Annotated in this window: 23 protein-coding genes; 9 read left to right on the top strand and 14 right to left on the bottom strand. The window is 71.4% G+C overall.

Annotated elements, in window-relative coordinates:
• Positions 1-19 precede the first annotated feature (19 nt).
• The 4 genes from AC1HIL_RS23920 to mmsB all read left to right on the top strand — a co-directional run bounded on the left by AC1HIL_RS23920 (position 20) and on the right by mmsB (position 3720).
• Entirely contained in the window at positions 20-382 is a 363-nt protein-coding gene (locus tag AC1HIL_RS23920; protein WP_064262341.1) for a lysozyme inhibitor LprI family protein, read from the top strand.
• Complete coding sequence (locus AC1HIL_RS23915; protein WP_479670170.1) at positions 379-1533, top strand: acyl-CoA dehydrogenase family protein; 1155 nt, start codon at positions 379-381, stop codon at positions 1531-1533. Before AC1HIL_RS23920 ends, AC1HIL_RS23915 begins: the two co-directional genes overlap by 4 nt.
• 150 nt (positions 1534-1683) lie before the next feature.
• Complete coding sequence (locus AC1HIL_RS23910) at positions 1684-2799, top strand: enoyl-CoA hydratase/isomerase family protein (RefSeq protein ID WP_296729665.1); 1116 nt, start codon at positions 1684-1686, stop codon at positions 2797-2799.
• Between the two features lie 27 nt (positions 2800-2826).
• Positions 2827-3720, top strand: a complete 894-nt coding sequence (mmsB, locus tag AC1HIL_RS23905) for a 3-hydroxyisobutyrate dehydrogenase (RefSeq protein ID WP_296729667.1) — start codon at positions 2827-2829, stop codon at positions 3718-3720.
• A 30-nt stretch (positions 3721-3750) separates the two neighbouring features.
• Here the strand turns inward: mmsB and AC1HIL_RS23900 are convergent, their stop codons facing one another.
• Positions 3751-3921, bottom strand: a complete 171-nt coding sequence (locus AC1HIL_RS23900) for a hypothetical protein (protein WP_172705438.1) — start codon at positions 3919-3921, stop codon at positions 3751-3753.
• Between the two features lie 151 nt (positions 3922-4072).
• On the opposite strand from AC1HIL_RS23900, the gene AC1HIL_RS23895 reads away from it, so the two are divergent.
• Complete coding sequence (locus tag AC1HIL_RS23895; protein ID WP_479670169.1) at positions 4073-5404, top strand: lytic murein transglycosylase; 1332 nt, start codon at positions 4073-4075, stop codon at positions 5402-5404.
• A gap of 23 nt (positions 5405-5427) precedes the next feature.
• Here AC1HIL_RS23895 and AC1HIL_RS23890 read toward each other — a convergent pair whose 3' ends face one another.
• A complete protein-coding gene (locus AC1HIL_RS23890) occupies positions 5428-6510 on the bottom strand; it encodes a S1C family serine protease (protein WP_479672780.1) in 1083 nt (360 codons plus the stop codon).
• Between the two features lie 173 nt (positions 6511-6683).
• Between AC1HIL_RS23890 and AC1HIL_RS23885 the strand changes: the two genes are divergently transcribed.
• The 3 genes from AC1HIL_RS23885 to AC1HIL_RS23875 all read left to right on the top strand — a co-directional run bounded on the left by AC1HIL_RS23885 (position 6684) and on the right by AC1HIL_RS23875 (position 9983).
• Positions 6684-7544 (top strand): hypothetical protein, encoded by an 861-nt coding sequence (locus AC1HIL_RS23885; RefSeq protein ID WP_479670167.1) that lies wholly within the window; start codon positions 6684-6686, stop codon positions 7542-7544.
• 199 nt (positions 7545-7743) lie between these two features.
• Complete coding sequence (locus AC1HIL_RS23880; protein ID WP_057595065.1) at positions 7744-8085, top strand: hypothetical protein; 342 nt, start codon at positions 7744-7746, stop codon at positions 8083-8085.
• 152 nt (positions 8086-8237) lie between these two features.
• Positions 8238-9983, top strand: coding sequence for a dipeptidase (locus tag AC1HIL_RS23875; protein WP_479670166.1), 1746 nt, complete (start codon positions 8238-8240; stop codon positions 9981-9983).
• On the opposite strand, the gene AC1HIL_RS23870 is transcribed toward AC1HIL_RS23875, so the two are convergent.
• The 8 genes from AC1HIL_RS23870 to AC1HIL_RS23835 all read right to left on the bottom strand — a co-directional run bounded on the left by AC1HIL_RS23870 (position 9937) and on the right by AC1HIL_RS23835 (position 17367).
• Positions 9937-10416 carry a MerR family DNA-binding protein gene (locus tag AC1HIL_RS23870; RefSeq protein WP_479670165.1) on the bottom strand — a complete coding sequence of 160 codons (480 nt, stop codon included), beginning with the start codon at positions 10414-10416 and terminating at the stop codon, positions 9937-9939. The genes AC1HIL_RS23875 and AC1HIL_RS23870 overlap by 47 nt on opposite strands.
• A 90-nt stretch (positions 10417-10506) precedes the next feature.
• Positions 10507-10821 carry a chaperone modulator CbpM gene (locus AC1HIL_RS23865; RefSeq protein WP_057595067.1) on the bottom strand — a complete coding sequence of 105 codons (315 nt, stop codon included), beginning with the start codon at positions 10819-10821 and terminating at the stop codon, positions 10507-10509.
• A 1-nt stretch (position 10822) separates the two neighbouring features.
• Entirely contained in the window at positions 10823-11785 is a 963-nt protein-coding gene (locus tag AC1HIL_RS23860) for a DnaJ C-terminal domain-containing protein (RefSeq protein WP_479670164.1), read from the bottom strand.
• A 50-nt stretch (positions 11786-11835) separates the two neighbouring features.
• A complete protein-coding gene (locus tag AC1HIL_RS23855; RefSeq protein ID WP_479670163.1) occupies positions 11836-12489 on the bottom strand; it encodes a histidine phosphatase family protein in 654 nt (217 codons plus the stop codon).
• 56 nt (positions 12490-12545) lie between these two features.
• A complete protein-coding gene (locus AC1HIL_RS23850) occupies positions 12546-14933 on the bottom strand; it encodes a penicillin acylase family protein (RefSeq protein WP_479670162.1) in 2388 nt (795 codons plus the stop codon).
• 110 nt (positions 14934-15043) lie between these two features.
• Positions 15044-15625 carry a glutathione S-transferase family protein gene (locus tag AC1HIL_RS23845; protein ID WP_479670161.1) on the bottom strand — a complete coding sequence of 194 codons (582 nt, stop codon included), beginning with the start codon at positions 15623-15625 and terminating at the stop codon, positions 15044-15046.
• 29 nt (positions 15626-15654) lie between these two features.
• Positions 15655-16287 (bottom strand): CDP-alcohol phosphatidyltransferase family protein, encoded by a 633-nt coding sequence (locus AC1HIL_RS23840; protein WP_057595072.1) that lies wholly within the window; start codon positions 16285-16287, stop codon positions 15655-15657.
• A 93-nt stretch (positions 16288-16380) separates the two neighbouring features.
• Complete coding sequence (locus AC1HIL_RS23835; RefSeq protein ID WP_479670160.1) at positions 16381-17367, bottom strand: helix-turn-helix transcriptional regulator; 987 nt, start codon at positions 17365-17367, stop codon at positions 16381-16383.
• 88 nt (positions 17368-17455) lie between these two features.
• Here AC1HIL_RS23835 and fauA point away from each other — a divergent pair, with 88 nt between their 5' ends.
• Entirely contained in the window at positions 17456-19648 is a 2193-nt protein-coding gene (gene fauA, locus AC1HIL_RS23830) for a TonB-dependent alcaligin siderophore receptor FauA (RefSeq protein WP_479670159.1), read from the top strand.
• Between the two features lie 141 nt (positions 19649-19789).
• Here the strand turns inward: fauA and AC1HIL_RS23825 are convergent, their stop codons facing one another.
• From AC1HIL_RS23825 to AC1HIL_RS23810, 4 genes are all read right to left on the bottom strand, one after another.
• Positions 19790-20524, bottom strand: a complete 735-nt coding sequence (locus AC1HIL_RS23825) for a glutamine amidotransferase (protein ID WP_057595075.1) — start codon at positions 20522-20524, stop codon at positions 19790-19792.
• Positions 20525-20544: 20 nt separating this feature from the next.
• Positions 20545-21321: a DeoR/GlpR family DNA-binding transcription regulator gene (locus AC1HIL_RS23820; RefSeq protein ID WP_203201563.1), complete on the bottom strand. Its 777-nt coding sequence runs from the start codon at positions 21319-21321 to the stop codon at positions 20545-20547.
• A gap of 72 nt (positions 21322-21393) precedes the next feature.
• A complete protein-coding gene (locus tag AC1HIL_RS23815; protein WP_479670158.1) occupies positions 21394-23508 on the bottom strand; it encodes a phosphocholine-specific phospholipase C in 2115 nt (704 codons plus the stop codon).
• A gap of 11 nt (positions 23509-23519) precedes the next feature.
• Positions 23520-23768, bottom strand: coding sequence for a hypothetical protein (locus AC1HIL_RS23810; protein ID WP_479670157.1), 249 nt, complete (start codon positions 23766-23768; stop codon positions 23520-23522).
• Position 23769 lies beyond the last annotated feature (1 nt).

Below are 23769 nucleotides of genomic sequence, written 5' to 3'. Positions count from 1 at the left end.
CGTCGCGGCCTGGGGCGCGGTGGCGACGCTCGCGCTGCTCGCCGGCGGCGCGCGGGCGGCCGCCGACGCCGGCGCGGACGACTGCGATCCCAACGGGAACCAGCAGCAGATGAACGCCTGCGCGGCGCGCGATTTCCGCGCCGCCGACGCGGCGCTCAACATCCGCTATGGCGAGGTGATGAAGACGCTGTCGACGCAGATGCGCACCGCGCTGCGCAACGAGCAGCGCGCCTGGCTCAAGGGCCGCGACCCGGCCTGCAAGCGCGCGTCGAAGGCCAACGAGGGCGGCTCCATGTGGCCGCTGGTATTCAATTCATGCCTGGAGAAATCGACCCGGAAACGGACCGCCGAACTGGATCGCTGGAAGGGTCGCGAACAATGAACTTCGAACTGTCCGAAGAGCAGAACGCCTTTGCGCAGACCGCGCGCGATTTCGCGCAGGCCGAATTCGCGCCGCATGCGGCGCAGTGGGACGCCGAGGCCTTCTTTCCGAAGGAGGCCATCGCCAAGGCCGGCGAGCTGGGCTTCTGCGGCCTCTACGCGCCCGAGCGCATCGGCGGCCTCGGCCTGCCGCGGCTCGATGCAGCGCTGGTGTTCGAGGAGATGGCCGCGATCGACCCCTCGACCACGGCCTTCATCACCATCCACAACATGGCGACCTGGATGCTCGGCACCTGGGCCACCGATGCGGTGGCGCAGCAGTGGGGCGAGGACCTCACGAGCGGGCGCAAGCTGGCCTCTTACTGCCTCACCGAGCCGGGCGCCGGCTCGGACGCGGGCTCGCTCAAGACGCGCGCCGAGCTGCAGGGCGCCGAATACGTGATCAACGGCGGCAAGGCCTTCATCTCGGGCGCCGGTTCCACCGACGTGCTGGTGCTGATGGCGCGCACCGGCGGCGCGGGCGCCAGCGGCATCTCGGCCTTCGCGGTGCCGGCCGACGCGCCCGGCGTGAGCTACGGCAAGAAGGAACACAAGATGGGCTGGAACAGCCAGCCCACGCGCACCATCAACTTCGACAACGTGCGCATCCCCGCCGCAAACCTGCTGGGCAAGGAAGGCGAGGGCTTCCGCATCGCGATGAAGGGGCTCGACGGCGGGCGCATCAACATCGCGACCTGCTCGGTGGGCGCGGCGCAGGGCGCGCTCGACGCGGCGCGCCGCTACCTGCACGAGCGCCAGCAGTTCGGCAAGCCTATTGCCAGCTTCCAGGCGCTGCAGTTCAAGCTGGCCGACATGGCGACCGAGCTGGTGGCCGCGCGCCAGATGGTGCGGCTGGCCGCGAGCAAGCTCGACGCCGGCCATGCCGACGCCAGCACCTACTGCGCGATGGCCAAGCGCTTCGCGACCGATGCGGGCTTCAATGTCTGCAACGATGCGCTGCAGCTGCACGGCGGCTACGGCTATCTCAGCGAGTTTCCGCTCGAGCGGCTGGTGCGCGACACCCGCGTGCACCAGATCCTCGAGGGCACCAACGAGATCATGCGCGTGATCGTTGCGCGAAAATTGCTGGAGGGCGACAGCGACATTCGCTGAGCAACAGCCGGACAGCCGAACGCAGAAGTCGCGAAGATCACGCAGAAGTCGCAGAAGAACATCGAGGAAACTTCAACTTTCTTTTCTGCGACTTCTGCGAAACCTTCGCGCTCTCTGCGTTCGGTTCCCGTATTCAACGCACCTCAATCCATGACCGACTCCGTAGTTCTCTTCGACGAAATCAAGACCGCCGGCGGCCAGCGCTTCGGCGTCGCCACGCTCAACGCACCCGCCTCGCTCAACGCGCTGTCGGTGGACATGGTGCGCCTGCTCACGCCCAAGTTGCGCGCATGGGCGAAGGACGACGGCATCGTCGGCGTGCTGCTGCAGGCCGCGGGCGAGAAGGCCTTCTGCGCGGGCGGCGACCTGCGCCAGCTCTACCAGACGCTGCTCGAATGCGGCCCCGAACGCAACACCTACGCCGAGGACTTCTTCCGCGAGGAGTATGAGCTCGACCACCTGATCCACACCTTCCCGAAGCCCTTCCTCTGCTGGGGCCACGGCATCGTGATGGGCGGCGGCGTGGGCCTGATGTCGGGCTGCTCGCACCGCGTGGTGACCGCGCAGAGCCGCATCGCCATGCCCGAGATCAGCATCGGCCTGTACCCCGACGTGGGCGGCAGCTGGTTCCTGCGCCGCACGCCGGGCCGCACCGGCCTGTTCCTCGCGCTCACGGCCGCGAACCTCAACGCCGCCGACGCGATCTTCTGCGGCCTGGCCGACGTGCTCGTGCCGCAGGAGCACAAGGGCCAGGTGCTCGAGGCCATCGCCGCCGCGAGCTGGGCCGGCGAAGGCAAGGCCGACCGCGCCACGCTGTCGCGCATCCTGGCCAAGGCCGGCGAGGGCGCCGAACTGCCGGCCTCGAAGGTGCGCGAGCACTACGACACCATCAATGCGCTGATGGCCGGCGACGACCTGCTCGACATCGCGCAGCGCCTGCGCGGGCTGCAGAGCGACGACGCCTGGCTGCAGGGCGCCGCCAAGACCTTCACCAAGGGCGCGCCGAGCTCGGCCGCGTTGAGCTTCGAGCTCTGGCAGCGCGTGCACCGCATGTCGCTGGCCGAGGTGTTCCGCCTCGAGTACTGGGCCTCGCTGGGCTTCTGCGCGCACAAGGACTTCGCCGAGGGCATCCGCGCGGTGCTGATTGACAAGGACCGCAACCCCAAGTGGTCGCCCGCGAGCATCGAGGAGATCACCCAGGCTTTCATCGACGACCACCTGCGCCCGCGCGGCGAGATGCCGGCGGAGCTGGCGACGCTGAAATAAAGACACTCAATCCTTCGGAGACAACACATGAAGATCGCATTCATCGGCCTCGGCAACATGGGCGGCCCGATGGCCCTCAACCTGCTCAAGGCCGGCCACACGCTCAGCGCCTTCGACCTCTCGGCCGACGCCTGCAAGAAGTTCGCGGGCGAGGGCCTGCCGATCGCGAAGTCGGCGGCCGACAGCGTGGCCGATGCCGAGGTCGTGATCAGCATGCTGCCGGCCAGCGCGCACGTCGAGGGCCTGTTCCTCGGCGGCGCGGGCAAGCCCGGGCTGCTCGAGAGCATCCAGGCCGGCGCGCTCGTGATCGACAGCAGCACCATCGCCGCCGCCACCTCGCGCAAGGTGGCCGAGGCGGCCGCCGCCAAGGGCATCGCGATGATCGATGCGCCGGTGTCGGGCGGTACGGGCGGTGCGATCGCGGGCACGCTGACCTTCATGGTCGGCGGCGAGACGAAGGACCTCGAGCGCGCGCGGCCGGTGCTCGAGAAGATGGGGGCCAACATCTTCCATGCGGGCGCCGCGGGCGCGGGCCAGACCGCCAAGATCTGCAACAACATGCTGCTCGGCATCCTGATGATCGGCACCTCGGAGGCACTCGCGCTCGGCGTGGCCAACGGGCTCGATCCCAAGGTGTTGTCGGAGATCATGCGCCGCAGCTCGGGCGGCAACTGGGCGCTCGAGAAGTACAACCCGATGCCCGGCGTGATGGAGGCCGCGCCGGCCTCGAAGAACTACGCGGGCGGCTTCGGCACCGACCTGATGCTCAAGGACCTGGGCCTGGCGCAGGAGAACGCGACCGCCGTGCGCGCCTCGACGCCGTTGGGAGGCATCGCGCGCAACCTCTATGCGGCACACAGCCTCGCTGGGCATGGCGCGCTCGATTTCTCGAGCGTGCTGAAGCTGTTCCAGAAGCCCTGAGCGGGCACGGCTCGATGACGGACAGCGGCCTCAGTGCCGCTGTTTACGCTTGTGGGCGGTCTTCTCGGCTTTCTCGAAGGCTTCGTCGCTGGGCGCGCCCTCGCTGCCCGGCTTGCGCATGTGCTCGCCGCTGCCGTGCTTGATGCGCTCCTGCTTGGCGTGGATGTTGGCGTAGAGGCCCTTGGTCTTTCGGGTCGGCATCGATGGCTCCTTGCGTCGGATCCGCCAGAGTGGCCACCGCGCATGGGCCGCCCGGCGCGCGCAGGCCGCGTCGCGGCGTAGGACATCTCGCGCGGCACGTCGTTGCCGCAGCCGGGCGCGGGGCCTTTGCGCGCATCGTCAGAATGGGGGCATGCCCCATGTCACTTCAGTCACTTCACGTCCACCGCATCGCCTGTCGTACCGCGCATCGGCGAGCCTGCTGCTCGCCGCCTTCATCGCGGGCTGCGCCGCGCCGCCGCCCGCGCGCACGCAGACCCAGCCCGCGCCTATCGCGCCGCGCACCGCCGCGCCTGCGCCCGTTGCGCCGGTCGCACCCGTCGCCGACGATGCCCGCATCCAGCAGGACTTCGAGCGCTGGGTCGCGCAGTTCCGCACCCAGGCGCGCGCCGCCGGCATCGACGAGGCCACCTTGCACAGCGCCTTCGACGGCGCGAGCTACCTGCCGCAGGTGGTGGAGCGCGACCGCAGCCAGGCCGAGTTCGTGCGCGCGGTCTGGGACTACCTCGACACGGCCGTCTCGCCCCAGCGCGTGACGCGCGGCCAGGAACGGCTGCAGGCGCTGCGGCCCCAGCTCGATGCGGTGGCCGCGCGCTACGGCGTGCCGGGCGAGATCGTGGTCGCGATCTGGGGCATGGAGAGCAACTACGGCGCCAACTACGGCGACATCTCGACCATCGACGCGCTCGCCACGCTGGGCTTCGAGGGCCGGCGCGCCGGCTGGGCGCGCGAGCAGCTGATGGCGGCGCTGAAGATCCTGCAGCGCGGCGACATCCCGCGTGACCGCATGATCGGCTCCTGGGCCGGTGCGATGGGCCAGACGCAGTTCCTGCCGACCGTGTTCCTCGCGCATGCGGTCGATGCCGACGGCGACGGCCGGCGCGACATCTGGGACAGCATGGCCGACGTCACGGCCTCGACCGCGAACTTCCTCCAGCACTCGGGCTGGCAGGCCGGCCAGCCCTGGGGCGTGGAGGTGCGGCTGCCGCCGGGCTTCGACCTCGCGCGCGCCGATGGGCAACTGCGCCAGTCCGCGAGCCAATGGGCGGCCGAAGGCGTGCGTGCGATGGACGATGCCACGCCGCTGCCCGCGCTGGCCGATGCCTCGATCCTGCTGCCGGCCGGCGCGCGCGGGCCGGCCTTCCTGGTCGGACCGAACTTCCGCACCATCCTGCGCTACAACAACGCGACCAGCTATGCGCTGGGCGTGGGCCTGCTGGCGCAGCGCCTCGCGGGCGGGCCCGGCGTGCGCGCCGACTGGCCGCGCGACCTGCAGCCGCTGTCGCGCGCCGAGACGATCGCGCTGCAGCAGGCGCTCAATGCGCGCGGCTTCGGCGCCGGCACGGCCGACGGGCTGCTGGGCCCGGCCACGCGCGATGCGATCCGGCGCTGGCAGCGCAGCGTGGGCGAGCCGGCCGACGGCTATCCGACCGTGCAGCTGCTGCAGCGCATCGCCACGCCCTAGCGCTCATTCGCGCTCATTCGCGCTCATTCGTCGGAGGTCGCCAGCGTGGCCTTCTGGCGCCGCGTCGCGCCCGCGCGCCACAGCGTGAGTTCGACCGTGTCGCCGGGCTGCAGGCGCTCGAGCACGGTCAGCACGTCGTCGGCGCTGCTGACGGCCGCGCCGTCGATCGCGGTGATCACGTCGCCCGGCACGATGCCGCGCTCGCCGCGTGCGAAGGCGCGCAGGCCCGCGCGCGCGGCCGGGCTGTCGGGCTGCACGCGCAGGATCGCCACGCCGCGCGGCAGGTCGAGCGCGCTGTTGAGTTCCTTGGGCGCGTAGGTCAGGCCCAGCGCGGGCCGCACGAAGCGGCCGTCGCGGATCAGCCGCGGCACGATGCGGTTGACCTCGTCCACGGGGATCGAGAAGCCGATGCCCGCGCTCGCGCCCGAGGGGCTGAAGATGGCGGTGTTGACCCCGATCAGCCGGCCCGCCGAATCGAGCAGCGGGCCGCCCGAGTTGCCGGGGTTGATCGCGGCGTCGGTCTGGATCGCGCCGCGGATGGTGCGCCGGTTGACCGAATCGATCTCGCGGTTGAGCGCGCTCACGATGCCGGTGGTCAGCGTCTGGTCGAGCCCGAAGGGATTGCCGATGGCGTAGACCTTCTGGCCCACCTGCAGGTCGGCGCTGGTGCCCAGCGGCAGCGGCCGCAGCTTGGCCGCGGGCGCATCGATGCGCAGCACCGCGAGGTCGCGGTCGGGGAACACGCCCACCAGCTGCGCGCGGTGGCTGCTCTGGTCGGCCAGCGTCACGCGCGCGGCGGCCGCGTTCTGGATCACGTGGTAGTTGGTGACGACGTGGCCCTGCGTGTCCCAGACGAAGCCGGTGCCCGTGCCCTGCGGCACCTGCTGCACGTTGAGCGAGAACAGGCCGCGCTCCAGCCCGATCGAGGTGATGTTGACCACCGCGGGCGAGGCGGCCTTGAACACGGCGATGTTGTTCTGCTCGTCGGTCCCGAGCGCGCCGCGCGCGGCGATCGGGCGCGGCGCGGCCTCGGCGCGTGGCTGGGCATGGCCGGGGAGGGCGAGCAGTGTGGTCAGCAGGAGCGGGAGGAGGAAGAGGGTTCGCATGGCGCGGTGGGCATTGAACGGGAGCGGGGCGGACTTTAGCGGGCCGTGGTGACCGGCGATGGATTGCGATCCTCGCGGCGGCGTTCGGTTCTGCGCGCGGCGCGATTTTTCCGGCGCGCCCGGCTGGCGCTCGTCCGACGCGGCCCCACCGGGCCGGCGCCAATAATCGCGCCATGCTGTCGTTCCTCCGCTCCCGTCGCCTGGCCGCCCTGGCCCTCGGCCTCTCGCTCTCGCTGCTGCTGGCCGCCACGCCCGCCGCGGCCCAGGACCGCGCGCAGGCGCTGCTGCAGTTCGAGGGCGTGCCGGCGCGCTACCAGGCCGCCTACGCACCCGGCGCCGTGGCGCGCGGCGCCAGGCAGCAACTCGATCCGGCCGACGAGGCCATCGCGGGCGGCGCGCTCAAGGCGCTCGATGCCGCCTCGGCCCATGCCTTCGACGCGCATGCCGCGCTGGCCGCGGTGCAGGCGGCCGTGGCGGCGGCCGGGCAGGGTGGCGCGGCGCCGTCGCCCGCGGTGCTGGGCGCGGTCGCGCACCTCGCGAAGGTCCGCGCCGACTATGGCGCGATGGACGACGCGGCGCGCGCCGACTTCATCAAGCGCCAGCAGGCCAACCCGCCCGGGCCGGCGCGCACCGGGCTGCTCGATCGCATGGCGGTGGCCGAGCTGCGCGAGGTCGACTTCTCGAGCGAGCTGCTGATGAGCGCCGTGGTCAAGCAACTGGCGCGCGGCAACGCGGCCCAGTTCACCTCGCTGCCCGAGGCCACGCTCGGGGGCGCCATCGACTCGCTGTGGTCGCGCGGCGTGACCTCGACGCGCCAGCGCAACCTGCTGACCGTCGCGCGCGAGCTCGAGCGGCAGCTCACGCTGGTCTGGCTGTCGGCGCTCGGCGACGAGGAGATCGCCGCGCTGGCCGCCTGGCGCGGCGATGCGCAGGCCGATGGCGAGCGCGAGGCGCTGGTCGGCAGCTACCGCGCCGAGGTCAAGGCCGGCGACACGCGCGCGATCCGCGCGGTGCTGCGCGCCTGGCCGCGCTAGGCGGAAGGTATTCAGCCCGCGGGCGGAAAGCCCGTCGATTCGGCATCGAATGTAGCTATTTGGGCGTCGTCGTAGGAAAGTTCCCTGCCATTGTTTCAATTTCGTGAACACCGTGATTCATTGGAGCAAGGGTTTTCCCTGGTTTGATGAGGCAAACTTCGTCTCACCCAAAAGAAGACCATCCAAAGGAAAGACACTCATGAAGACCTCGAACATCCTCGCTGCCGCCGCCCTGTCGCTGATCGCCGTTGCCGGCGCCCACGCGGAAACCTATGAAGGCGTGCATTCGGTGACCTCCGGCTACAGCCGCGCCGACGTGGCGCCCCAGGCCGCCGCCGCTGCCCGCGAAGGCAACATCTACGCCGACGGCGCGACCGCCAACCTGGCACCCGTCGTGGCCGGCAACACCGACCGCGCCGTGGTCCGTGGCGAAGCCGTGGCAGCCGCCCACGCTCCCGGCCAGAACCTGCGCCGCGAATCGTTCCCGGGCAGCGTGATCCCCGCGCAAGCCCGCACGCTGACGCGTCAAGCCGGCCTGTGATGCCGGGCGGCGCAAGCCGCTTCTGTTGAAGAGAATTGGTTAGGGAAACCGGGCCACGCGACGAGCGTGGCCCGGTTTTTCTTTGGCGACGCGGTTCGTGCCGCAGGCTGGGCTATCGTCGGCGGATGTATCCGCCACGAGGGAGCTCATTCATGCCATCGCGACTTTCGCTGCCCGCCCTGTCCCTCGGCTGCGCCGTGCTCGCCCTCGGCGGCCCGGCCCTCGCCGACACGCTCAAGAAGCCCGCCCTCGACCAGCTCGCCGCGCGCTGGCAGGCCGGCCAGACCGCGAAGGACTTCAATGCCTTCCTGGCCCAGGCCGTCGCCGCGAACCCGGCCAACAAGGAACTGGCCGCCGCCGTGTCCGCGTATGGCCAGCGCCAGCCGCTCGCGGGCGATGCGCTGGTCGACATCGCGCGCCTGCTCGGCCTGTACAACCGGCTGCGGAACCAGCAGGCGGCGATCGCGACCATCAGCGCCATGGTTGCGATTCCGACCGTGCGCAACGTGCAGGTGCCGCCGCACGAGAGTCCCGCGATCCTCGATTTCGGCCGGCTGGTCGAGAAGATGGCGAAGGACTTCGGCCTGAACTGGCGCAACGTCGACAACCGCATCTTCGAGGTCAGCCTCGAGGGCCGCGGCAGCGAGGAGTTCGGCATCCTCACGCATGCCGACGTGGTGCCCGCGGTACTGTCCGAATGGGTGCTCGACGACGGCACGAAGCTCGATCCCTTCACCATGACCCGCGTGGGCGACTTCCTCTACGGCCGCGGCACCATCGACGACAAGGGCTCGATCGCCGCCGTGCTCTACGCGATGAAGGCGGTCAAGGACAGCGGCCTGCCGATCGAGCGCGGCATCCGCCTGATGATCGAGACCACCGAGGAGACCGGCGGCGACGCGATGCTCTACTACCGCAACAAGACTGCGCTGCCGGCCTACAACATCGTGCTCGACAGCAAGTACCCGGCCGTGGTGGCCGAGAAGGGCTCGGGCGCGCTCAAGGTGTTCTTCCCCGCGCAGCCCGCCGACCCCGCGGCCACCGCCATCGTCGCGATGGCCGGCGCCGCCTCGGCCAACGCGATCGCGCAGACCGCCACCGCCACGCTCAAGGGCGGCGACCTCGGCGCCGCGGCCGCGACCCTCGAGGCCGCGAAGGCCGGCTTCCTGCGCAAGTACGAGGCCCAGGGCGGCAAGTTCGCCATCGACATCGCGCGCGGCGCCGACAGCATCGAACTCAAGGTGACCGGCGTCTCGGCCCACGGCTCGCGGCCCGAGGAGGGCGTGAACCCGGTGCCGCGCCTCGCGCTGTTCCTCAAGGAATCGGGCCTGGCGCTCGCGCCCAACGGCTTTCGCCAGGCGGTCGACTACCTCGATGCGCTCTACGGCACCGGCTACCTCGGCGAGAAGCTGGGCCTGGGCTATGCCGACGACTTCATGGGCCCGCTGACCTTCTCGCCGAACCTGGTGCGCGCGGGGGCCGACGGCCGCGTCGAGGTCACGGTCAACGTGCGCATGCCGCGCGGCCGCACGCCCGACGAACTCAAGGCCCAGGTGGCCGCGAAGGTGCAGGCCTGGGCCGATGCGGCCAAGGTCAAGCCCGAGATCCAGTACGACCAGGGCAACTGGATGGCGCGCGACCCCAAGGGCGCGTGGCTCTCGACGCTGCTGAACATCTACGGCGACACCACCGGGCTGGAGGCCAAGCCCGTGCCCACGGCCGGCAGCACCACCGCCAAGGTGATGCCCAACGCGATCAACTTCGGCCCTGCGATGCCCGGCAAGAAGTACACCGCGCACAACGCCAAGGAATACAAGGAAGTGCCCGACCTCGACGCGGACATGCAGATGTTCACGGAGATGCTGGTGCGGATCGGGAACCTGCCGCAGATGCAGTAGCGGCAAAGCCCCGCATCTCGACCAGCTCGTCGAGGATCGGACACGCAGGCCGGTGGTCGCCCCGGCACAGGTCCGCGAGCCGTTCGAGCACGCGCTTCGTCGCCTGCAGTTCCTCGATGCGCGAATCGAGCGCCTCGGCGCGGCACAGCGTGAGGCGCTTGACCTCGGCGCTCGTGCGTTCCTCGTCGCGCCACAGCGCCACCAGCCGTTCGATCTCGTCCATGGCGAAGCCCAGCGCCAGCGCACGGCGCGCGAAGCGCAGCACGGCGACGTGGGCGTGCGTGTAGCGGGGCTCGGCCGCGGCGATCAGGCCGCGCGCCTCGCACTGGCGCAGCAGCCGTTGCGAAACGCCGGCGCGCGCGAGCGCGGCCTCGAGGTCGAACCGCGGCGCGGTGTCGGCGTGGACGGGCGATGAAAGGATGCGAGGGATCATGCGGCCTCCTGTGGAAGAGGCCCGAAGTCTTCGGTCTCGCACGGTGTCAAGGTCAAGCCGCGGCGCGGCTTTTCCTTGCGGCGCGTGGGCCTATCGCAGGCCGTGCGCCTGCAGCACCGTCTTGAGCCTGCGCACCTCGTGCTGCAGGTCGAGGATCAGCGCCGCGGCATCGAGGCCGACGCCGAAGTCGCGCTCGAGCCGCCGCGCCTCCAGCGCATGCTGCAGGTCGGCGCTCGAGAAGCGCCAGCGCTCGGGCTGCGCCTCCTCGGTCTCGATGCGCACGATGCCGACCTCGACCAGTTGCACGACCCAGGCGGTGTCGGCACCGCAGGCATGCGCGAGTTCGCTCGCGGCCAGCGGATGCAGTTGGCCGACGGCGGTGGTGGTGATGGAAACGGTCGCCATCTCAGACTCCCAGGTGCTGGCGTGGGTTGAACGAGGCCGAAGCCTTCGCGAGTGCCTCGTAGGCGCCGCGCGCGGCCTCGCTGTCGGCGGGCGGCAGCGCGATGTCGAGCAGCAGGTAGAGGTCGCCGGGCGTCTTGCCCGCGAGGCCGCGGCCCTTGAGGCGCAGCTTGAGGCCGCTCTTGGCCTGCTTCGGCACCGTGACCTCGACCGCGCCGCCGCCGGGCAGCGGCACCTCGACCTGCGCGCCGAGCGCGGCCTCGGTGGGCGTGACCGGCAGGGTCATGTAGAGGTCGCGCGCCTCGACGCGGTAGAGCTGGTGCGGCGCGATGCGCACCTCGAGGTAGAGGTCGCCGGCCGGCTCGCCGCCGTGGCCCGGCAGCCCCTGGCCCGCGAGGCGGATGAACTGGCCCGGATGCACGCCGGGCGGGATCTTCACGCTCAGGGTGCGCGTTTCCCAGCGCGGCTGGCCCTGCGCGTCGAGCACCTGCGAGCGCAGGCTGATCTCGCGCTCGGCGCCGCCGATGGCGTCCTCGAGCGCGATCTCGATCGCGGCATGGTGGTCCTCGCCGCGCGCGCGGAAGTTCTGCCGCGCGGCGCCGCGGCGCTCGGCCTCGCCGAACATCGAGGAGAAGAACTCGCTGAAGTCGGCATGGTCGGCCGGGCCCTGGCGCGGTCCGCGGTGGAACTCGAAGCCGGCGTCCCAGCCCGGCGGCGGCTGGAAGTCGCCGTCGGGGCGGCCACCGCGCGCCACGCGGTCGGCCAGGGCGTCGTAGGCGGCGCGCTTCTCCTTGTCGCCGAGCACGTCCTTGGCTTCGTTGATGTCGCGCATGCGCTGCTCGGCGTCGGGCTCCTTGCTGACGTCGGGGTGGTACTTGCGCGCGAGCTTGCGGTAGGCCTTGCGCACCTCGTCGTCCGACGCGGTGCGCTCGATGCCCAGGGCGCTGTAGTAGTCCTTGAATTCCATGGTCTTGGTGTGGGGTGTGGGGACGGCTCGCGCGCGGCGCTCGGAGAACCCTAGGCCAGCGCGGCGTCGCCGTCGGCATGCCGCAGCAGCGGCGTCACGGCCCATGTGGGGCCGCTGCGGTCGAAACGCAATGGCTGCGCGTTGCCCAGCAGCCCCAGGTCGACCGGCACGCCCAGCAGCGCGGCCAGCGCATAGAGCGTGCCGCCGTGCGCCACCACCAGCACCGGCGCGGGCTGGGCCAGGGCCTCGGCCAGCGCGGCGCGCTTGCGCGCGACGAACTGGGCCAGGGTCTCGCCGCCCTCGGGCTCGCAGGCCCAGTCGATGTTGGCCGAGGAGGTGCCGATCAGCGCGCCGAAGTTGCGCTCGCGCAGCACGGCCTGCGCCGTGGGCACCAGCTTGAGCGCGCTGCCCACGGCATGGGCGGTGTCGAAGGCGCGCCGCGCATCGGAGCAGACGATGGTGCGGATCGGCTCGCCCGCCAGCAGTTCGGCCGCGCGCGCGGCCTGCTGCAGGCCGAGCTCGCTCAGCGGCTCGTCGGTGGCCTGGAAGATGCGCTGCGCGTTGCGGCCGGTCTGGCCGTGACGCAGGAAGTAGAAGTGGTCGCAGGCCGGCGCCAGCGGCCGGGCGGCGGCGAGGGCGATCAGCTGGTCGAGGCCCGAGGGCCGGTGGCTGGAGGCGAAAGGAGCGGCAGTGGTTTGGGACATGGCGTCGATTCTGCGCAATCGATGTGTCGCAGCGGCGGGCTCGGGTTTGCTCGATCTCAGTAGGCGAACTGCAGCGGCCGTCCCTCGCGCTGCGCCTCGACATCGGCGCGGTGGAACGGCAGCGCGTGCCACTGCTTGGCCGCGAACAGCGGCAGCTGGTCGTAGGCGCGCGGCGAGGCCGGGTCGCTGCTCTGGCCGTAGGTCAGCAGGCCCTGCGCCACCGGCCCGCGCTCGTCGAAGCCCACCACCTGGATGTAGCTGCTGCCGTAGTTGACCCGGTAGCCCTTCGGGTCGATCAGCGACTGGCCCTGCGACTCGAGCTTGTTGAGCACGCCCTCGAACTCGTCGCCGCCATGCAGCGCGATGCGCTGGCCGCGCACCTCGCGCGACTGCGGCACGCCCAGCGGCACGTCGGCCGCGAAGCCCGCGGTGCGCAGGATGCCGACCGCGTCGCCCAGGGCCTTGAAGACCGCGGCGCGGGTGGCGGGCGCGGCCATGTCGAGGCCGGCCGGCGTGGTCACGGGCTGCGCCGGGTCGAAGGGCAGGCGCCAGACCTTCGGGATGTCCTTGGCCTTGCGCCAGAACTCGCGGAACAGCGCCGCGCCCTTCGCGTCGGCGTTGCTGGTGCGGTCCCAGGCCGCGAGCACGCGGCAGCCCAGCGCCTGGTCGACGTCGAGCGCGCCGCCGGCCGCCGCGCAGGCCGCCTGCAGGTCGTCCATCACCAGCAGGCCCGCGAGGTTGCGGTCGCGGAAGATCACGCTGCGCAGCTCGGCCGCGCCCATGCGGTTGCCGGGCAGGCCGTCGGCGCCCGCGAGCCGGCCCTCGATCTCGAGGATGCCGCTGCGCGTGCGCAGCCGCTGCGGCACGCCCACCGGCCCGACCAGCGGCGACACGCCCGCCATCGGCGCGATGCGCGGGTTGCTGAGCCAGTAGCTGTCGTTGCTGTTCTGCACCCAGTCGGGCGTGACCACGACCGGCATGCGCACGGGCGCGATGAGGCCGGGCGACGCGGCCGTGGCATCGCGCTGCCAGGCGCAGGCGGCACGCGAGCCGTCGAGCACCGCGAGACCGGCTGCGTTGAGCAGCGCCGCGGCGCCCGGCGAGGGCGCGCAGGCGCGCAGCTGCTCGGCCGAGACGTCGGGCACCACCGAGAGGTCGGCGTACATCGCGTTGCCGTCGCGGTCGGCCGCGATGGTGTTGATCCACGGCATGCCCTGGTTGCCCATCGCGGCGCGCAGCTCGGCCACGTTGCGCGCCTGCGCCATGCGCATCCAGGACTCGGCCGAGCGCACGTTGAGCGTGTTGGCGTCGCGGATCGCATAGGCGCGCTGCGCGGTCCAGCCCAGGCCGGCCTTGGGCAGCGCGATCAGCGGGCCCCATTCGCTCTCGTAGAAGGTGTGCTGCAGCGCGGGCGCGCCCTCGCTCGCCGGCAGGGTCACGGTGCGCGCCGTCATGCGGCGGCGCTGGCCGTCGACGATGTAGACGGTCGGGTCGGCCGGATCGAGCTGCAGTTCGTAGAGCGTGAAGCGCTTGCCGGTCGACACGGTGTGGGTCCAGGCCACGTCCTTGTTGAAGCCGATCGCCACCACCGGGCTCAGGCCGCCGGTGGCGCCCATCACGTCGACGCGGCCGGGGATCGTCAGGTGCAGTTGCCAGAAGCGGTTGGTGCCGGTCCACGGGAAGTGCGGGTTGCCCAGCAGCAGGCCGCGGCCGTCGGGCGTGGCGTTGCGCCCGAAGGCCCAGCCGTTGGAGCCGAGCTCGCCGCCCTCGGGGTTGGCGTTGAAGCTGTGGCGGCCGATCTCGGCCACGGCCTGGTCGAGCGGCACCGGCGCCGCGCCGGTGCGCGCGCCCGGCGCGGGCGGCTTCGCCTCGAGCACCGCGCCCGCGAGCGCGCCCAGGCCGCCCTGGATCATCGACTGCTCGGTGGCGCGCGCCAGGTCGGCCGCGGTCATCGGCCGCACCCAGGGCTTGCCGCGGCAGGCCGCGGGCAGTCCGTTGGGGCCGGCGTCCTGCAGGTAGCGGTTGTAGCCGGCCACGTAGCCGCGCATCATGGTCTGCACCTCGGCGCCGGTGGTGGCGCCGGCGCGCGCGAGCGCGGCGTCGTCCATGTGGTAGCGCACGAACAGGTCGATCTGCGCGTTGGGCATCAGGCCCAGGCCGAAGGCGCCGCGCTCCTGCGCGCCGAAGAAGCGCGAACGCTCGCCGCGCATCGTCACCAGGTGCTCGGCGGTCTGGCAGACGTTGTCCTGCGCATGCGCGTAGGCGGCGCCGAAGGCCAGGCCTTCGTAGTCGGGCGCGGTGACGTGGGCGATGCCGTAGGTGGTGCGCTCGATCGTGACCGCGCGCCCCGAGGGCGGCGGGGCGCTGGCGCAGCCCGCGAGCAGCAACGCTGCGGCGAGCAGGGAAAGGGGAAGGGTGGCTGCCTGTCTCTTGGTGTTGTGCATGGTGGTGCGGCGCGAAGCCTTCGTTGGAAAACAGCGGGGGACCGAGCGTAGGCCCGCCTCTGCCGCGCCACCTGTCGCCGGCGCGGCAGCCGGCGCCGGAACGTTTCGCTTCAGCCGAAGCGCATGGCCTTCGGGCGTGCCTGCAGCCGCTCGACGTAGGCGTCGATCCGGGGCCGGTTCGAGCGGCCGCCGAAGGCGCGCAGGTAGATGAACATCGAGCCGATCATCACGTCGGCCGCGGTGAACTGCGCGCCGAACAGGTGGGGGCCGTCGCCGAGTTCGCGCTCGACCGCGTCCTTGGCCTCCTCGAAGTCGGTCCAGCCGCGCGCGCTGTTGTTGCTGCGCAGCCTGAGCAGGCTGTCGCCCATCGCGGGCTCGAGCTGCGCGGTCGAATAGACCATCAGCGACAGGAAGCGGCCGCGCTCGGGCGTGCCCACGGGCGGTGCCAGCTTCTTCGCGGGGTACTTCTCGGCGATGTAGAGGCAGATGGCCGCGTTCTCGAACAGCCGCGTGCGGCCGTCGACCAGCGCCGGCAGCTTGCCGGCCGGGTTGATCCGGCGGAACTCGGGCGTCTTGTGCGCCTTCTCGCGGATCAGCGTGGGCACGATCTCGTAGTCCACGCCGGCCTCGTCGAGCATCCACTTGGCGACCTGCGCGCGGCTGTGCGGGTCGAAATACAGCTTCATCGTCATGAGGGTGTCTTCCTTGGGTTGGTCCGGGCTCAGAACTTCGGGATGCGCAGCGTCTTGCTGATCATCAGCGTGCCCGAGAGCGCGAACAGCAGCGCCATCGGATGCAGCTGCCACGGGCCCACGCTCCAGGCGCCGCCCCACAGCGCGTCGCCGATGCGGCCCTGCGAGGCGGCCCACGCGAGCACGCCGACCAGCACCACGCTGGTCGGGATCGGCGTGCCCTCGAAGTACTTGACCTTGTCGCCGCCGGCCGAGAGCGATTCGGCCGTGACGTTGAAGCGCGCGAGCCGGCTCACGCCGCAGCAGACGAAATAGACCAGCGCCACGCAGTCCCAGCCGCCGTCGAGCCCGGCCGCGAAGCCCAGCGCGGCCGGCGCCACGCCGAAGGAGATCACGTCGGCCAGCGAGTCGAGCTCGCGTCCGAGCGCCGAATGAGTCTGGCGCCAGCGCGCGATGCGGCCGTCGAACACGTCGAACACGAAGGCCGCGGGCGCGAGCGCGGCGGCCCAGTAGAAGTGGGTGAGCGACTGGCTCGCCATGTAGGCCATCGCGAGGAACACGCCGCCCACGCCGCAGGCCGCGTTGCCGAGCGTGAAGACGTCGGCGAGGTGGAAGCCGCGGATCATCGAGAAGTGCTTGCGCACGGGGACGGGGCGGTTCATGGGACCTTCTGGAACTGCGGAAATGCGCCGAACCTTAACCGAAGCGCCGGGGCCCCGATGTAGTCGCGCTCCGACGCCGGGGCGCGGACGGCGTCAGTGGCGTTCGCGCCCGCTCGGCGCCACGCCGAAGCGTTTTCGGAAGGCGGTCGCGAAGTTGGTCGCGTGGCGGTAGCCGACCAGCCGCGCCGCCTCCTGCACGCTCAGGCCCTGCGCCAGCCGCTCGCGCGCGAGCACCATGCGGCGCTCGTGCAGCCACTCGAAGACCGAGCATTGGTAGGCGGCGCGGAACTTGGTGCGCAGCGTGCTCTGGCTCATGCAGGCGAGGCTGGCCAGTGCCTCGAGCGTGTGGTGTTCCTCGGGCGCGTCGTGCAGGCGTTCGCGCACGCGTTCGAGCAACTGGCGGTCGCGCGCCGAGGGCTGCGGTGGGGTTGCAGGCGCCGCATCGGCCAGTGCGTGCGCGAGCAGTTGCAGGGCCACGCCCTGGCACAGCAGCGCCTGCAGCGGGCCCTGCCACCGGCCGCCGAGCACCTGCTCGATGGCCTGCACGAGGTGCGGCGGCACCGCCCAGTGGCGCGGGTGCCCGGCCGGCGAGCGCAGCGCGGCGGCGATCAGTTCTTCGAGTTGCGCGTCGCCCGTGCCGAGCGGTGCGGCCGACACGTTGATGCTGCGCAGCCGCTGGCGGGCCGGGTGGATGCCGGTCATCGACAGCCCGTCGCCATAGGCGGCGCTGAGGCCGCCGTGCGTGCGCATCGGCACGCTGTCGCCGCGGCCGAGCGCGGCCCGTGCCTGGCCCTGCAGCACCACGATGGCCAAGAACCGCGGGCTCGCCTGCGAGGTGGCCTCGTAGTGGTGGTGCACCACGATGTCGGAGGCGGCCAGCGTCAGGCCCGCGCCGAGCGCATGCGTCTCGACGCGGCCCTCGGCAATGCACAGCGCCTCGGGGTCGCGCGGCGCGCCCGAGAGATAGGGCAGGCGATAGCGGAAGCCCGCGTCGCGGCCGAGCCGGTCGAACTCGGCGGCGCTGAACGCGCGCGTCGACGCGGCGGGGGCGGGGAAAGCCGTGCTTTCGGCGTACTGCATAGCTTTGCCGCGCTCCGGCATAGGTCGGTCCATCGCCAGATGGTAACAATTCTCATTTGTCGTTAAACCCTTTGTCCTCACTGCCGCCATGCCGACTGCCTTCCGTTCCCCCGCGCCATTCCGGCGCCATTCCCTGAGCCTCCTGTTCGGCGCGGCGCTGCCTTCGATGTCCGCGCTGGCGCAGGCACCCGATGCCGGATCGAGCGCCGCGCTGCCCGCGATCGAGGTCACCGGCACGGCGGTCACGCCCACCACCGAGGGCACGAATTCGTACACCACGAAGGCCGCGCGCACCGCGACCGGCCTGCAGCTCTCGCCGCGCGAGACGCCGCAATCGGTCAGCGTGGTCACGCGCCAGATCGTCGAGGACCAGGGCCTGCAGACCACGGGCGACATGCTGAACAGCGCCACCGGCATCTCGATCACGCGCAGCGACGCCAACCGGCTCTCGGTGTCGGCGCGCGGCTTCGCGATCGACACCTACCAGTTCGACGGCCTCGTGAGCCCAGTGCTGTCGCCCTGGTCCTTCGGAGAGAGCAACCTCGACACCGCCATCTACGACCGGCTCGAGGTGGTGCGCGGCGCCACCGGCCTGATGACCGGCGCGGGCAATCCGTCGGCCGCCATCAACTTCGTGCGCAAGCGGCCGCTGCGCGAGTTCGCGGCCTCGGCCGGCGTGTCGGTGGGCAGCTGGAATTTCCGGCGCGCCGAGGCCGACATCTCGGTCCCGCTCACGCAGGACGGGCGCATCCGCTCGCGCCTGGTGGCGGCCCATTCGGACGGCGACAGCTACACCACTTTCCTCGGCAACCGCTCGAACACCTTCTACGGCGTGCTCAGTGCCGACCTGACGCCCGCCACCGAGCTCACGCTGGGGCTGAGCAGGCAGGACACCGTGACGCGCGGCTTCGGCGCCGGCTTCCCGCTGTTCTACACCGATGGCCGGCGCACCGACTTCGACCGCTCCGTGGCCAGCAACACGACATGGACCCGGGCCGAGACCGACACCACCACCGCCTTCCTCGACCTCACGCACCGCTTCGCCAACCGCTGGACCGCGCGCCTGGCCTACAGCCATGCCAGCACCGACATGATGATGAAGCACCTCTACCGCGGCGGCGCGGTCAACGCCTTCACCGGCGCGATGAGCGTGGCGCCGTCGTATATCTACTACGACGGCGAACTGAAGCGCCGCGCGGCCCATGCCACGCTCGGCGGCCCGTTCCGGCTGCTGGGCCGCGACCATGAGTTCTCGCTCGGCTGGATGCGCTTCGACGACCGGCTCGACCTGCCGCAGTACCGCGCGCTGAACCAGCCGCCGATCGGCAGCTTCTTCGACTGGCGCGTCGACCGCATCGCCGAGCCGTTGTGGTCGAGCGTGCCTTCGCAGGCCGACACCATGCGCGCGCGCCAGGACGGCGCCTATGCCGTGGGGCGCTTCTCGCTGGCCGACCCGCTGCACCTGATCGTGGGTGCGCGCGTGAGCAACTGGAAGACCGACCAGAACTACTTCGGCGCCATCCGCAAGTACGAGCACCGCGACCGCATCACGCCCTACGCGGGCCTGCTCTACGACATCGACGACACCTACACGGCCTACGCCAGCTACACCAGCATCTTCAAGCCGCAGAACAACCGCGACGCGGCCGGCGAGATCCTCGACCCGGTGACCGGCAAGAGCTTCGAGCTCGGCCTCAAGGCTTCCTACGCCGAGGGCCGGCTCAACGGCGCCTTCGCGCTGTTCCAGACGCGCCAGGACAACCTGGCCGAGGCCATCGCCGGCCAGACCGCGGGCGGCGTGCCCAACACCCAGGCCTACCGTGCGGTGGCCGGCGCGAAGGTGGAGGGCGTGGACCTCGAGCTCAGCGGCGAGATCGCGCGCGGCTGGAACCTCTCCGCGGGCTACACCCACTTCCGCGCCCGGGCCGCGAACGGCACGCCGATCAACACCGGGCATCCGCGCAGCCAGCTCAAGATCTTCAGCAGCTACCGGCTGCCGGGCGACTGGAGCGCGCTGACCGTGGGCGCGGGCGTGAACTGGCAGGGCCGCGCCTACGAGACCGTCATGGCGCCGCCGGCCAACCGCTCCACCGTGGTCGCGCAGTCGGGCTATGCGCTGGTGAGCCTGATGGCGCGCTACGAGATCCGCAAGAACGTCTCGGCGACCCTCAACATCAACAACCTGACCGACCGCAAGTACTACTCGCAGGTGGCGTTCTTCAACCAGGGCTGGTACGGGTCGCCGCGCAGCGCGACGCTGTCGCTGCGCGTGCAGTACTGAAATACGAACAGCCGGACGCAGAGGACGCGAAGGTTACGCAAAGAGCGCGAAAGAGAAATTCAAAATTTTTCTTGCCTTCCTTTCGCGTCCTTCGCGCAACCTTCGCGTCCTCTGCGTCCGGAAGTCCGCTTCCGTCTTGTCCTATCTCTGCCGCGCCTCGGCAATGCGCGCGAAGCGGCCGAGCAGTTGCGCGGAATCGCCGGTGGCCTGCACGCGCTCGCGCAGCGCCTCGGGGTCGAGCCCGGCCGTCTTCAACGGGCCGGCCAGGCGATCGATGTAGTCGCGCATCGCGTGGGCATCGAACTCGGGATGGAACTGCACGCCCCAGGCACTGTCGCCGACGCGGAAGGCATGCACCGGTTCGTGCGCACTGCCGGCCAGCCGCACCGCGCCCTCGGGCAGGCGCAGCGCGCTCTGCCAGTGCACCGCGTGGGCCGCGAAGCGCGCCGGCAGGCCGCCCAGCAGCGGGTCGGTGGCGGCGGCCTCCTCGAGCACGACGTTGACCGTGCCGATCTCCGGGCCGCGCGGATGGTCGCCGGCCTCGCCGCCGAGCGCATGCGCGAGCAGCTGGTGGCCATAGCAGATGCCGAGCACCGGCGTGCCCTGCGCCACGGCGCGCGCGAGCCAGCCGGCGGTGCGTTCGCTCCAGTCCTCGCGGTGCGACACCATCGCATGCGAGCCGGTGAGCACCGCGCCCGCGATGGCGGCGGGATCGGGCAGCGTGTCGCCGCGGCGCGGATCGATCACGGCGATGGGCAGCGTGTCGCTGGCCAGGCCGTCGGCGATCCAGTGCTCGAAGTCGCCGTGCGTCTCGCGCAGGGCGTCGAAGGTGTCGCCGAGCTTGACGATGACCAGGGGACGGGATTGGATTTCCATCCCGCGATGATGCCAAAGCCTCAGGCCAGCACCACGCGCTCGCAGGCTCGGCGCAGGGCCGGCAGCGCCGGCATGTCGCGCGAGGCCGCATCGGTGACGACCACGTCGATGTCGGCGCTGCGCGCATAGGTGACGCGGCTGGCCTGGCCGATCTTGGCGTGGTCGGCCAGGATCACGAGCTGCTGCGCCTGCTCGGCCATGGCGCGCGCGATCGCGGCCTCGTGGTGCTCGAAGCTCATCGCGCCGTGCTTCGGATGCATCGCCACCGGCGACAGCAGCGCCACGTCGGCGCGGTAGCGGCGGATCTCCTCGACCGTGCCGGCGCCGCAGGTGGCCTGGGTCTTGACGTCGATCTCGCCGCCGAGCAGCACGGTGCGCCCGCCGGTGTCGCGGCCCTCGGCCGCGCCCGCGAGCTTGAGCGCGATGCTCAGCGAGTTGGTGATGACCGTCATGCCGCTGAGCGTGGCCAGCGCCTCGGCCAGCAGCGCGGTGGTGCTGCCGGTGTCGAGGAACACGGTCTGGCCCGGTTCGAGCAGCGCGATCGCGGCCCTGGCGATGGCGCGTTTCTCGCGCTGCCGCGCCACCAGCCGCACCGCCAGCGGCGGCTCGGGCTCCGCGCCCGTGGCCACGGCGCCGCCATGCACCCGCCGCAGCTCGCCCAGGCCCTCGAGCTCGAGCAGGTCGCGGCGCACGGTTTCGCGCGAGACCGCGAGGTCCTGCATGATCCGCTCGACGCTCAGGCGCGAGAAGGTGGCCAGCAGGCTGCGGATGCGCAGGAATCGTTCTTCTTGGAGCATGGGGATGCCGAAGGGGAGGAAGGAATGGCGCCGGCGGCGGACCGGCGCCATTGTGGGGGAGGCGCGTGACGCTCAGGCCGCCTGGCCCATCGCCGGATCGCTGATGCCGTGGCTGCCGTTCTCCACGCGGCCCGCGAAGCGGCGCAGGTAGCTGGTGCCGTCGTCCACGTTGGCCGTCACGCTGAAGTCGTACCAGTGCTTCGCCGGTGCCAGGTCCCACTTCTGCACCACCACCTGGCCCGGCGCGAGCGCGAAGGACCACGGGCCGTCGGTGCGGTAGGCATTCGGCGCCACCGCGACGGTGCAGCTGATGTTGCCGAGGTTGTGCATTTCCAGGTGCACGTCGCCGTTGGCGGCGTCGTAGCAGACGCGCACCTCGGGCAGCGCCGTGCCGCCCGCGAGCGCGGCTGGCAGCTTGCCGCCGAAGCGCCGGAAGTAGCCGTTGGGGCCGAACACCGAGAGGTCGTAGCGCCCGCCGGCCGTCACCGCCCAGGCGTCGTTGAGCAGCTTGCCGGGCTCCACCGTGTAGCGGCGCGGCACCTTGTCGAGCGCAAGATGGTCGTAGACATGGAACACCGCGCCCGCGCCGCCGGTGTTGCCGAACACCAGCCAGAACTTCTGCTGCGCCACGTCGGGCCGGCCGCTGGTGTGCAGCTCGTAGGGCAGGGCGCGCGAGTAGCGCACGCCGGTGGCCTGCTGGGGCAGGGTGCCGGTGCCGGGCGCGGGCGCGACCGGCGTGGGCAGCAGCAGCTGCTTCGCGATGGCATCGTCGGCCGCCTTGCCGTCGATGTGCGGCAGCGCGGGCAACGCGGCATTGGGCGTGGCGAAGTCGAAGCAGGTGCTGAGATCGCCCGCGACCGCGCGCCGCCAGGGGCTGATGTTGGGTTCCATCACGCCGAAGCGCGTCTCGAGGAAGCGCACCACCGAGGTGTGGTCGGCCACCTGCGAGTTGACCCAGCCGCCGCGGCTCCAGGGCGACACCACGTACATCGGCACGCGCCAGCCCATGCCGAAGGGCGAGCCGCGGTAGGGCGCCTTGAGGTCGTTGCGCTCGCCCAGCGTCGACACCGTGCTCATGCCGGCCTCGCTGCCGTCGGTATCGAGCGAGGGAATCGCGGGCGGCGGCATGTGGTCGAAGTAGCCGTCGTTCTCGTCGAACATGATGAACAGCACGGTCTGGCTCCAGACCGCGGGATCGGCCGTGAGGGCGTTCAGCACGCGCTCGGTGTATTCGGCGCCCCACAGCGGCGACGAGGGGCCGGGATGCTCCGAGTACTTGGCCGGTGCCACGATCCAGCTCACCTGCGGCAGCCGGCCGGCCTTCACGTCCTCGGCCAGGTCGTCGAGGGAGCGCGTGGACAGGCCGCGCGCCTTGAGCGAGCGCTGCGCCTCGGTCGGCTCGGCCGCGTAGTAGGCCTTGCGGAAGCTGGTGAAGCCTTCGAGCGGGTTGTCGGTGTAGTTGTCGGCCATGTCCTGGTAGATCTGCCAGCTCACGCCGGCCTGTTCCAGGCGCTCGGGGTAGGTGGTCCAGTCGTAGCCGGGCGCGTTCGCGAGGTCGTCGTTCGAGTTGTCGATCGCGGGACCGCCGCCCTGGCCCAGCGGGTCGTTGGTGCCGCTCCAGAGGAACAGGCGGTTCGAGTTGGTGCCGGTGAGCTCGCTGCAGTGGTAGGCATCGCACAAGGTGAAGGCATCGGCCAGCGCGAACTGGTAGGCGATGTCGCTCTGCGTGTAGTAGCCGAGCGCGCGCGCCGTCTTGGCCGCCACCCACTGGTTCATGCGCCCGCCGTTCCAGGCCTGCTGGCCGTCGGACCAGTTGTGGGCCATGCCGGTGGTGCGCTGCGCGCTGGTGGCGGTGGTGTCGTAGCGGAAGGGCACACAGGTGCCGCTGCCCGAGGTCGGCGGCTGCTGCCACACGGGCTTGCCGTTGGACAGCGGCACCGGGAAGCGGTCGCCGAAGCCGCGCACGCCGCGCAGGGTGCCGAAGTAGTGGTCGAAGGAGCGGTTCTCCTGCATGAAGATCACGACGTGCTTGACGTCGCTGATGGTGCCGGTCTCCTGCGTGGCGGGAATCGCCAGCGCGCGGCGGATGCCGGGCGGCAGCAGGCCGAGCGCGGCGGCCGCGCCCGCGGTGGTGGCGGCGCCGCGCAGGAAGCCGCGGCGGGAAGGGGATGCTTGCGTGTCGCTCATGGTGTTCGGGCTCAGGGCGCGCAGCGCACCGACTCGGGACGGCGCGGCGGCAGTTGGGAATCGGGCGTGCCGCCCGGCGGGGTCAGCGCCTCGGCCGGCGGGCCGGCGGTGGCCGGGTCGTTGGGCACGAGGCCGGTGGCCGGGGGCAGGGCGATGGCGCCGCCACCCCCTCCGCTGCCGCCGCCGCATGCCGTGAGCACGGTGGCGGCGAGCAGCAGCGCCAGGGCGCAGGCCGTGCGTTGCATTGCTGTGTTGCGCATG

The organism is Variovorax sp. ISS6 (genome assembly GCF_056523145.1).
This window is presented reverse-complemented; position numbering and strand designations above follow the sequence as displayed.

Coding starts and splice junctions, on each gene's coding strand:
- AC1HIL_RS23870 (WP_479670165.1), bottom strand. CDS start 10,416: ATGATCCCTCGCATCCTTTCATCGCCCGTCCACGCCGACACCGCGCCG.
- AC1HIL_RS23840 (WP_057595072.1), bottom strand. CDS start 16,287: ATGAACCGCCCCGTCCCCGTGCGCAAGCACTTCTCGATGATCCGCGGC.
- AC1HIL_RS23880 (WP_057595065.1), top strand. CDS start 7,744: ATGAAGACCTCGAACATCCTCGCTGCCGCCGCCCTGTCGCTGATCGCC.
- AC1HIL_RS23885 (WP_479670167.1), top strand. CDS start 6,684: ATGCTGTCGTTCCTCCGCTCCCGTCGCCTGGCCGCCCTGGCCCTCGGC.
- AC1HIL_RS23850 (WP_479670162.1), bottom strand. CDS start 14,933: ATGCACAACACCAAGAGACAGGCAGCCACCCTTCCCCTTTCCCTGCTC.
- AC1HIL_RS23915 (WP_479670170.1), top strand. CDS start 379: ATGAACTTCGAACTGTCCGAAGAGCAGAACGCCTTTGCGCAGACCGCG.
- AC1HIL_RS23815 (WP_479670158.1), bottom strand. CDS start 23,508: ATGAGCGACACGCAAGCATCCCCTTCCCGCCGCGGCTTCCTGCGCGGC.
- AC1HIL_RS23825 (WP_057595075.1), bottom strand. CDS start 20,524: ATGGAAATCCAATCCCGTCCCCTGGTCATCGTCAAGCTCGGCGACACC.
- AC1HIL_RS23835 (WP_479670160.1), bottom strand. CDS start 17,367: ATGCAGTACGCCGAAAGCACGGCTTTCCCCGCCCCCGCCGCGTCGACG.
- AC1HIL_RS23900 (WP_172705438.1), bottom strand. CDS start 3,921: ATGCCGACCCGAAAGACCAAGGGCCTCTACGCCAACATCCACGCCAAG.
- fauA (WP_479670159.1), top strand. CDS start 17,456: ATGCCGACTGCCTTCCGTTCCCCCGCGCCATTCCGGCGCCATTCCCTG.
- AC1HIL_RS23875 (WP_479670166.1), top strand. CDS start 8,238: ATGCCATCGCGACTTTCGCTGCCCGCCCTGTCCCTCGGCTGCGCCGTG.
- AC1HIL_RS23820 (WP_203201563.1), bottom strand. CDS start 21,321: ATGCTCCAAGAAGAACGATTCCTGCGCATCCGCAGCCTGCTGGCCACC.
- mmsB (WP_296729667.1), top strand. CDS start 2,827: ATGAAGATCGCATTCATCGGCCTCGGCAACATGGGCGGCCCGATGGCC.
- AC1HIL_RS23895 (WP_479670169.1), top strand. CDS start 4,073: ATGCCCCATGTCACTTCAGTCACTTCACGTCCACCGCATCGCCTGTCG.
- AC1HIL_RS23845 (WP_479670161.1), bottom strand. CDS start 15,625: ATGACGATGAAGCTGTATTTCGACCCGCACAGCCGCGCGCAGGTCGCC.
- AC1HIL_RS23890 (WP_479672780.1), bottom strand. CDS start 6,510: ATGCGAACCCTCTTCCTCCTCCCGCTCCTGCTGACCACACTGCTCGCC.
- AC1HIL_RS23865 (WP_057595067.1), bottom strand. CDS start 10,821: ATGGCGACCGTTTCCATCACCACCACCGCCGTCGGCCAACTGCATCCG.
- AC1HIL_RS23810 (WP_479670157.1), bottom strand. CDS start 23,768: ATGCGCAACACAGCAATGCAACGCACGGCCTGCGCCCTGGCGCTGCTG.
- AC1HIL_RS23860 (WP_479670164.1), bottom strand. CDS start 11,785: ATGGAATTCAAGGACTACTACAGCGCCCTGGGCATCGAGCGCACCGCG.
- AC1HIL_RS23855 (WP_479670163.1), bottom strand. CDS start 12,489: ATGTCCCAAACCACTGCCGCTCCTTTCGCCTCCAGCCACCGGCCCTCG.
- AC1HIL_RS23910 (WP_296729665.1), top strand. CDS start 1,684: ATGACCGACTCCGTAGTTCTCTTCGACGAAATCAAGACCGCCGGCGGC.